The sequence below is a fragment of the Thiocapsa sp. genome (assembly GCF_035467215.1).
In the GTDB taxonomy this organism is placed as follows: Bacteria; Pseudomonadota; Gammaproteobacteria; order Chromatiales; family Chromatiaceae; genus Thiocapsa.
Window position 1 is genome coordinate 1 of the sequence record NZ_DATITZ010000342.1, and the last position, 7,498, is coordinate 7,498.

General features: G+C 62.4%; 8 protein-coding genes. 3 read left to right on the forward strand and 5 right to left on the reverse strand.

Annotation, left to right across the window (positions count from 1 at the left end; genetic code table 11):
- Nucleotides 1-88: 88 nt before the first annotated feature.
- Complete coding sequence (icd, locus tag VLR48_RS18420) at nt 89-1,348, forward strand: NADP-dependent isocitrate dehydrogenase (RefSeq protein ID WP_325293182.1); 1,260 nt, start codon at nt 89-91, stop codon at nt 1,346-1,348.
- Between the two features lie 127 nt (nt 1,349-1,475).
- On the opposite strand, the gene cspD is transcribed toward icd, so the two are convergent.
- Nucleotides 1,476-1,682, reverse strand: a complete 207-nt coding sequence (gene cspD / locus VLR48_RS18425; protein WP_007193300.1) for a cold shock domain-containing protein CspD — start codon at nt 1,680-1,682, stop codon at nt 1,476-1,478.
- Nucleotides 1,683-1,986: 304 nt separating this feature from the next.
- Here cspD and clpS point away from each other — a divergent pair, with 304 nt between their 5' ends.
- Both clpS and clpA read left to right on the forward strand, forming a co-directional pair.
- Nucleotides 1,987-2,310, forward strand: coding sequence for an ATP-dependent Clp protease adapter ClpS (gene clpS / locus VLR48_RS18430; protein ID WP_325293183.1), 324 nt, complete (start codon nt 1,987-1,989; stop codon nt 2,308-2,310).
- A gap of 65 nt (nt 2,311-2,375) precedes the next feature.
- Complete coding sequence (gene clpA, locus VLR48_RS18435; protein WP_325293184.1) at nt 2,376-4,637, forward strand: ATP-dependent Clp protease ATP-binding subunit ClpA; 2,262 nt, start codon at nt 2,376-2,378, stop codon at nt 4,635-4,637.
- Between the two features lie 226 nt (nt 4,638-4,863).
- Here the strand turns inward: clpA and infA are convergent, their stop codons facing one another.
- The 4 genes from infA to VLR48_RS18455 all read right to left on the reverse strand — a co-directional run.
- Nucleotides 4,864-5,082, reverse strand: a complete 219-nt coding sequence (gene infA / locus VLR48_RS18440) for a translation initiation factor IF-1 (RefSeq protein ID WP_007193303.1) — start codon at nt 5,080-5,082, stop codon at nt 4,864-4,866.
- A gap of 129 nt (nt 5,083-5,211) precedes the next feature.
- The gene (locus tag VLR48_RS18445) at nt 5,212-5,970 is read right to left on the reverse strand and encodes an arginyltransferase (protein WP_325293185.1); all 759 of its coding nucleotides are present in this window, start codon (nt 5,968-5,970) and stop codon (nt 5,212-5,214) included.
- A complete protein-coding gene (gene aat / locus VLR48_RS18450; RefSeq protein ID WP_325293186.1) occupies nt 5,967-6,707 on the reverse strand; it encodes a leucyl/phenylalanyl-tRNA--protein transferase in 741 nt (246 codons plus the stop codon). The genes VLR48_RS18445 and aat overlap by 4 nt, the downstream gene beginning before the upstream one ends.
- A partial coding sequence (locus VLR48_RS18455) for a GNAT family N-acetyltransferase (RefSeq protein ID WP_325293187.1) occupies nt 6,704-7,498 on the reverse strand: 795 nt, incomplete at its 5' end. The genes VLR48_RS18455 and aat, both read right to left, overlap by 4 nt.

A 7,498-nucleotide genomic window follows, 5' to 3' on the forward strand; every position in this document is an offset into this window, starting at 1 on the left:
CGGGTGCGCTCGCTCGGGCATCGAAGGTCTGCGCAAGCCACGAAGCCGGTGTTAGCATGGCGTCTTTTGGGCGAGGAGAGCACTGCACATGGCCAACGACAGCATCAAGATCCCTGCGGGCGGCGAGAAGATTCAGGTCAATCCGGACCTGTCTCTGAAGGTTCCGAACAACCCCATCATCCCCTACATCGAGGGCGACGGCATCGGCATCGATATCACGCCGGTAATGTGTGCGGTTGTGGATGCGGCTGTGTTCAAGGCCTACGGCGGGTCGCGCAAGATCCACTGGATGGAGATCTATGCCGGCGAGAAGTCGACCCGGACCTACGGCGAGGATGTGTGGCTGCCGGAGGAGACGCTCGCGGCGGTGAAGGATTATGTGGTCTCCATCAAAGGCCCGCTGACGACGCCGGTCGGCGGCGGCATCCGCTCGCTGAACGTCACCCTGCGCCAGGAGCTTGATCTCTATGTCTGTCTGCGCCCGGTGCGTTATTTCACCGGCACGCCGAGCCCCCTCAAGGAGCCCCAGCACACCGACATGGTGATCTTCCGCGAGAACTCCGAAGACATCTACGCCGGTATCGAGTGGCAGGAAGGCACGCCCGCGGCCAAGAAGGTCATCGCTTTTCTGCGCAACGAGATGGGCGTGACCAAGATCCGTTTCCCCGAGACCTCCGGGATCGGTGTGAAGCCGGTCTCGCGCGACGGGACCGAGCGTCTGGTGCGCAAGGCGATCCAATACGTGATCGACAACGACCGCGCCTCGCTGACCTTGGTGCACAAGGGCAACATCATGAAGTTCACCGAGGGTGCCTTCAAACAGTGGGGGTACGATCTGGCGAAGTCCGAGTTCGGTGCCGAGGAGATCGGCGGCGGGCCCTGGTGCAGCTTCAAGAACCCGAAGACCGGTAAAGAGATCGTGGTGAAGGACGTGATCGCCGATGCCTTCCTGCAGCAAATCCTGCTGCGCCCGAAGGATTACGACGTGATCGCCACACTCAACCTCAACGGCGATTACATCTCGGACGCCTTGGCCGCACAGGTCGGCGGCATCGGGATGGCGCCGGGGGCGAATTTGTCCGACACCGTCGCCATGTTCGAGGCGACGCACGGGACGGCGCCGAAATATGCCGGCAAGGATCAGGTGAATCCGAGCTCCTTGATCCTGTCCGCCGAGATGATGCTGCGTCACATGGGGTGGACGGAAGCGGCCGACCTAATTATTAAGGGTGTAGAAGGTGCGATTGCGGCCAAGACCGTGACCTACGATCTCGACAGACTCATGGACGGGGCGACGAAGTTAAGCTGCTCGGGCTTCGGCGATGCTGTGATCGCGCGGATGGATTGACGGGCGAGGTCTTCGGATCTTCGAAAAAAAGGGGCGCGGAACGGAGATTCCGCCCCCGACTGTCATGGTATGTCAGCGAACCGTCGCCTCCGGGGGCCGAAAATCGCGAGCGCTCGGCCCGCGGCGATCAACTGACGCGGTGCACATTGGCCGCATGGAGACCTTTCGGCCCCTGACTGATCTCGAACTGGACTTTTTGCCCTTCGCGCAAGGTCTTATAGCCATCCATATCGATGGCCGAGAAGTGGACGAAGACGTCCTCGTCGCGGCCATCGGGCTGCACGAACCCGTAGCCCTTGGCGTTATTGAACCACTTGACAACACCGGTAATCATTTCAGGGCTCCTCCAGGAGTTGCAGGTCTCGCGTTGGTGGTCGTTGTTGTTGTCGTTGCCGATGTCTGACGGGTGCCTTGAAACCTCGGAACCGCGCCATAACTGCGTAGTATAGTAAGGTGATTTCGGGGGTCAAACCGACATCAGCCGGGGCGCTCCGAGTCGGTCCTCGTCACGGGTCGGCCCGGACGGAATCCGAACCCAGGCGCGAACCCAAGCGCGACGACTCAACCCGGACTCGAAGCGATGCCAAACCGTGCGATCGACATCGCAAGCCTCCAAAATTTTCCTAGAATCCCCAATCATGAGTGACGAGCTTCCGAGCGAGGAACGCGAATCAGGGCTGACCGTACAGGAGGCGAAACCCAAGCTTCGTCGGCCGCCCCTTTTCAAGGTCCTGTTGCTGAACGATGATTACACCCCGATGGAGTTCGTGGTGCAGGTGCTGGAGACCTTTTTCGCAATGAATCGCGAGAAAGCCACCCAGGTCATGCTGCACGTGCATACTCGAGGTCGAGGGGTGTGCGGCGTTTTCACCAAAGACATCGCCGAGACCAAGGTGTCGCAGGTGAATGACTTTGCACGCACTCACCATCACCCCTTGCTCTGCACGATGGAAGAGGCTTAGAGCCCGACACACCTGGTCGCTGCAGCGGCTCACACCGTTTCGTCAACCCTGCTTGGATTAGGCCAATGCTGAGCAAAGAACTTGAATTTACGCTGAACCGGGCCTTCAAGGAGGCGCGCGTGAAGCATCATGAGTACATGACGGTCGAGCATATGCTGCTGTCGCTTCTGGATAACCCGACCGCCGCGAAGGTACTCAAGGCGTGCGGGACGGACTCCGAGAAGCTGCGCCGCGAGATCACCGCCTTCATCGACGAAACGACCCCGCTGATCCCGGACAGCGAAGATCGCGACACCCAGCCAACGCTCGGTTTCCAGCGCGTTTTGCAGCGAGCCGTCTTCCATGTGCAGTCCGCCGGCAAGAAGGAGGTCACCGGAGCAAACGTCCTCGTGGCGCTCTTCAGCGAGCAGGACTCGCAAGCCGTCTATCTGCTCAATCAGCAGGATGTCACGCGTCTGGATGTCGTCAACTACATCTCGCACGGGATCTCCAAGGTGCCCGGGGAGAGTCAGGACGACGAGGCGCCCGGCGAGATCGACGAGCCGCGCGGGGAAGAGAAGGACGGCAACAGTCCGCTCGAGAGCTTTGCAACGAACCTCAACGAGATGGCGCGCCTGGGGCGGATCGATCCCTTGATCGGTCGCGCAGCCGAGGTCGAGCGCACCGTGCAGATCCTCTGTCGGCGGCGCAAGAACAATCCGCTATTCGTCGGCGAGGCCGGCGTGGGCAAGACCGCGATCGCCGAAGGTCTGGCGAAGAAGATCGTCGACGGCGAGGTCCCGGAGATTCTGAGCGACGCGGTCATTTATTCATTGGATCTCGGCGGCCTGGTAGCCGGGACCAAATACCGGGGTGACTTCGAGAAGCGCCTCAAGGCGGTGCTCGCTCAGCTCAAGCGCCAACGTCACGCGATCCTCTTCATCGACGAGATCCATACCATTATCGGTGCCGGATCCGCCTCGGGCGGGGTGATGGATGCCTCGAATCTGATCAAGCCCGTGCTGGCCTCGGGCGACCTGCGGTGTATCGGCTCGACGACCTACCAGGAGTATCGCGGGATCTTCGAGAAGGATCGGGCCCTGGCGCGTCGCTTCCAGAAGATCGATGTCGAGGAGCCCTCGGTGGAGGAGACCTTCGAGATCCTCAAGGGGCTCAAGAGCCGGTTCGAGGAGCATCACCAGGTCACCTACACCAACCCGGCCTTGCGCGCTGCCGCGGAGCTGTCGAACCGCTACATCAACGATCGTCATCTCCCGGACAAGGCGATCGACGTCATCGACGAGGCCGGCGCACACGTCCAGCTCAAGAGTCCGGCGAAGCGCAAGAAGCGCATCGACGTCGGCGATGTCGAGGCGATCGTCGCCAAGATGGCGCGCATCCCCTCCAAAAAGGTCTCGGCCTCGGACACCGAGTCGCTCAAGAACCTGGATCGCGATCTCAAGATGGTGGTCTACGGTCAAGACGCGGCAATCGATGCCTTGACGGCCTCCATCCGCATGAACCGCTCGGGTTTGGGGACCGAGGAGAAGCCGATCGGTTCCTTCCTCTTCACCGGACCCACGGGTGTGGGCAAGACGGAGGTGACGCGTCAGTTGGCGCGTATCCTCGGGATGGAGTTGCTGCGCTTCGACATGTCCGAATACATGGAGCGGCACACGGTATCGCGTCTCATCGGCGCGCCGCCCGGCTATGTTGGCTTCGATCAGGGCGGTCTGCTCACCGAAGAGGTCAACAAGCATCCGCATGCGGTCTTGCTGCTCGACGAGATCGAAAAGGCGCATCCCGACGTCTTCAACCTGCTCCTGCAGGTGATGGACCATGGGACACTGACCGACAACAACGGTCGGAAGGCGGACTTTCGCAATGTGGTCTTGGTGATGACGACCAACGCGGGAGCGGAAGAAACCGCGCGTCGCTCGATCGGCTTCACGGAGCAGGATCACTCCACCGACGGCATCGAGGCGCTCAAGCGCTACTTCACGCCCGAGTTCCGGAATCGGCTCGACGCGGTCGTGCAGTTCGGCTCATTGAGCGAGCAGACGATTCGAAGCGTAGTAGATAAGTTCGTGTTCGAGCTCGAGCAGCAGCTCGAAGAGAAAAAGGTGAGTCTCACGATCGATGCCGACGCCCGTATCTGGCTGGCGAGCAAGGGCTACGACCCGAAGATGGGCGCGCGCCCGATGGCCCGTGTCATCCAGAGCCACATCAAGAAGCCCTTGGCCAACGAGCTTCTCTTCGGCGATTTAGTCACCGGCGGCAGCGTGCGCATCCATGTGGAAGGAGATGCGCTCGCGTTCGAGATCAACGGCGAGCCGCGATCGCTATGAGCTACGCCGGAGCGACAGGCATCGATCGACGCTCCGAGTCATCATCGCGCCCCGCAGCAAAGGAGTGTCGGTCGGCGCGCAAACCCTTGAAACGGCGCTTTTCGTCTTTCCTGCGATAACCGTCGGGGGTTGACGCCGGCATCTCTGCCTGCGACGCGCGTAACCGGGGAACTTCTTCGGGGAGGCTCTTCGCTGCGTCTCGGGATGCCTTTCGTTTCGGCCTGACCTACCGCGCTCGATACACGATACGGCCTTTGGTGAGGTCGTAGGGCGTCAGCTCGACGGTGACCTTATCGCCCGTGAGGATACGGATGTAGTGCTTTCGCATCTTGCCGGAGATATGAGCCGTCACGGTGTGACCGTTCTCCAGCTCGACCCTGAATACAGTGTTCGGCAGGGTTTCGGTAACCGTGCCTTCCATTTGGATAACGTCGTCTTTTGACATAGTTTTTGTATGTTGTACTGCGTGATCGGATCCGGGCCATGAAGCTCCGGGAGTGTACCATAGGTTGAACGCCCCGGCGGGGGCAGCAGCGATCGTATCGTGCAGAGCCGAGCCGATTGCCCGAAGGTCTTAACCGAGGTCCAAGGGCCGAGCGCGCTCGAAGCCGAGCCACTTGTGGCCGTACCAAGCCTCGATCGGGCGGAATCGCTCTTTATACCGCATCTTCGCCGAGTCCCGAAGCCAATAGCCCAGATAGAGATAGGGGACGCCGATGCGTCGAGCCGCTTCGATCTGCGCCAGGATCGCGAAGGTACCCGGCGAGCGTTCCGAATCGGCCGGGTCGAAGAAGGTGTAGACGGCGGAGAGACCCTGCTCGATGACGTCCGTCACCGCCACGCCGACCAGTCGCTCCCCGAGGCGAATCTCGATGAAGCGGGTCGACCCGCCCCAGCGCTCGACCAGGAAACGGCGGTAACTGTCTTCGGAGGCATCGTCCGCCATACCGCCTTCGGGATGGCGCGCCCTCAGGTAACGTCTGTAGAGATCGAAATGGCTCGGCTTGAAGGCGGCCGGGGTGTCGAGGAGGCTCAGCTCGGCCGAGTTGCGCCGCCAGTTGCGACGTTGCGAGCGGTCCGGGACGAAATCCGCGACCGGCACGCGTACCGGCACGCAGGCCGCACAGCCGCGACAGGCCGGTCGGTAGACATGCGCGCCGCTGCGGCGGAAACCTTGATCGACCAGGGCCTGATAGGTCGCGCCGTCGATGCTGGCGGTGGGGTCGACGAAGAGGGTGCGCGCCCGATGCCCCGGCAGGTAGGAGCAGTTGTGCTCGCCGGTCAGATAGAGGGCGAGATGGCGCCCGGCAAGGTGGCCGTCGGCGGCATTCATGCTGCCTCCGCGTTGCCGTCGAGAAGGGGCAGGTGCTCGAGTCCGTCGTCCCAATGTCGACCGGAGGTCTCGGGCGCGGGCTGCCGACAGAGTCGATCCAATCGGTGCACCAGCTCGTCGCGCGGGATCTCCACGGCGCCCAAGCGGATCAGATGCTCGGTGCGCATCTGGCAGTCAATCAGGCCGAAACCCCAGCGCGTCAGGCGCTCGCACAGATGCACGAGTGCGACCTTCGAGGCGTCGGTTGCTCGGCTGAACATGGATTCCCCGAAGAAGGCGCCTCCGACGGCAACGCCGTACAGGCCGCCCGCCAGCTCGCCGTCCTGCCAAACCTCGACCGAATGCGCGATCCCGCGTCGATGCAGCGTCTCGTAGGCCATCACCATCTCCGGAAGGATCCAGGTCCCGCCGTGCGCGTCTCGCGGTGCCGCGCACCCGCGAATGACCGCGCCGAAGTCCCGATCCATGGTGACCCTGAAGGGTTGCTTGCGTAGCCGTTTGCGCAGACTGCGCGGTACCTTCAAGGACTGCGGAAAGAGCACGGTGCGCGGGTCCGGAGACCACCAGAGGATGGGGTCGCCCTCGCTGAACCAGGGGAAGATCCCGCGTCTGTAGGCGTTCGCCAACCGCTCCGGGGACAGATCGCCGCCGAACGCCAGCAGACCATTGGGCTCGCGCAGGGCGTGGCGAACGTCCGGGAAAGCGGATCTGTCGTGCGGATGCAGTCGCGGAATCATGTCGAGTCGCGTCCGACCGACGCCGGGACGGACGCAGCGATGCTGTCTCGGCGATAGGGACTGTGTGCCTGCATCTCGGCGATGTAGTCGTCCATGCCTTCGGCCTCGAGGGTGACGAAGCGCGCGATGGCGTCGCGGAAGGCCGGGTCGGCGATCCAATGGGCCGACCAGGTCGGGGTCGGGAGGAATCCGCGGCTGACCTTGTGCTCGCCTTGTGCACCGGGCTCGAAGCGGGCCAAGCCCTTCTCGATGCAATAATCCAGACCCTGATAGTAGCAGGCCTCGAAATGCAGGCTGTGGAAGTCCTGAAAGCATCCCCAATGGCGTCCGTAGAGCGAACGTGCGCCGACCAGATCGAAGGCGGCGGCGACGATGTCATTGCCGTACTCGGCGAGCACCAGCAGGAGGCTTTCGCCCATCGTCTCGCCGATGGCCTGAAAGAAGGGCAGCGAGAACGTCGGGATCCCGCCGCGCTTGTCGAAGGTGTCGCAATAGAGCCGATGGAAGGTGGCCCATTCCGCCTCCGTGACGGCGTTGCCCGGGATGCGTCGAATGCGTACGCCGGATTCGACGACGCGGCGCCGCTCGCGTTTGACCTTTTTGCGCTTTTCGGCCGTAAAGGTCCCGAGATAATCCTCGAACGAGCTGTAGCCCCGGTTGTGCCAGTGAAACTGACAGCCGACGCGTCCGAGCAGGCCCTGACCCTCGAGGAGTGCCTGCTCGTCGTCCGCCGTGAAGAGCCAATTCATCGAGGAGACTCCCGCCTCTTCGGCCACCCGGATCGCGCCCTG

Coding starts and splice junctions, on each gene's coding strand:
- clpS (WP_325293183.1), top strand. CDS start 1,987: ATGAGTGACGAGCTTCCGAGCGAGGAACGCGAATCAGGGCTGACCGTA.
- cspD (WP_007193300.1), bottom strand. CDS start 1,682: ATGATTACCGGTGTTGTCAAGTGGTTCAATAACGCCAAGGGCTACGGG.
- infA (WP_007193303.1), bottom strand. CDS start 5,082: ATGTCAAAAGACGACGTTATCCAAATGGAAGGCACGGTTACCGAAACC.
- clpA (WP_325293184.1), top strand. CDS start 2,376: ATGCTGAGCAAAGAACTTGAATTTACGCTGAACCGGGCCTTCAAGGAG.
- icd (WP_325293182.1), top strand. CDS start 89: ATGGCCAACGACAGCATCAAGATCCCTGCGGGCGGCGAGAAGATTCAG.
- VLR48_RS18445 (WP_325293185.1), bottom strand. CDS start 5,970: ATGAATGCCGCCGACGGCCACCTTGCCGGGCGCCATCTCGCCCTCTAT.
- aat (WP_325293186.1), bottom strand. CDS start 6,707: ATGATTCCGCGACTGCATCCGCACGACAGATCCGCTTTCCCGGACGTT.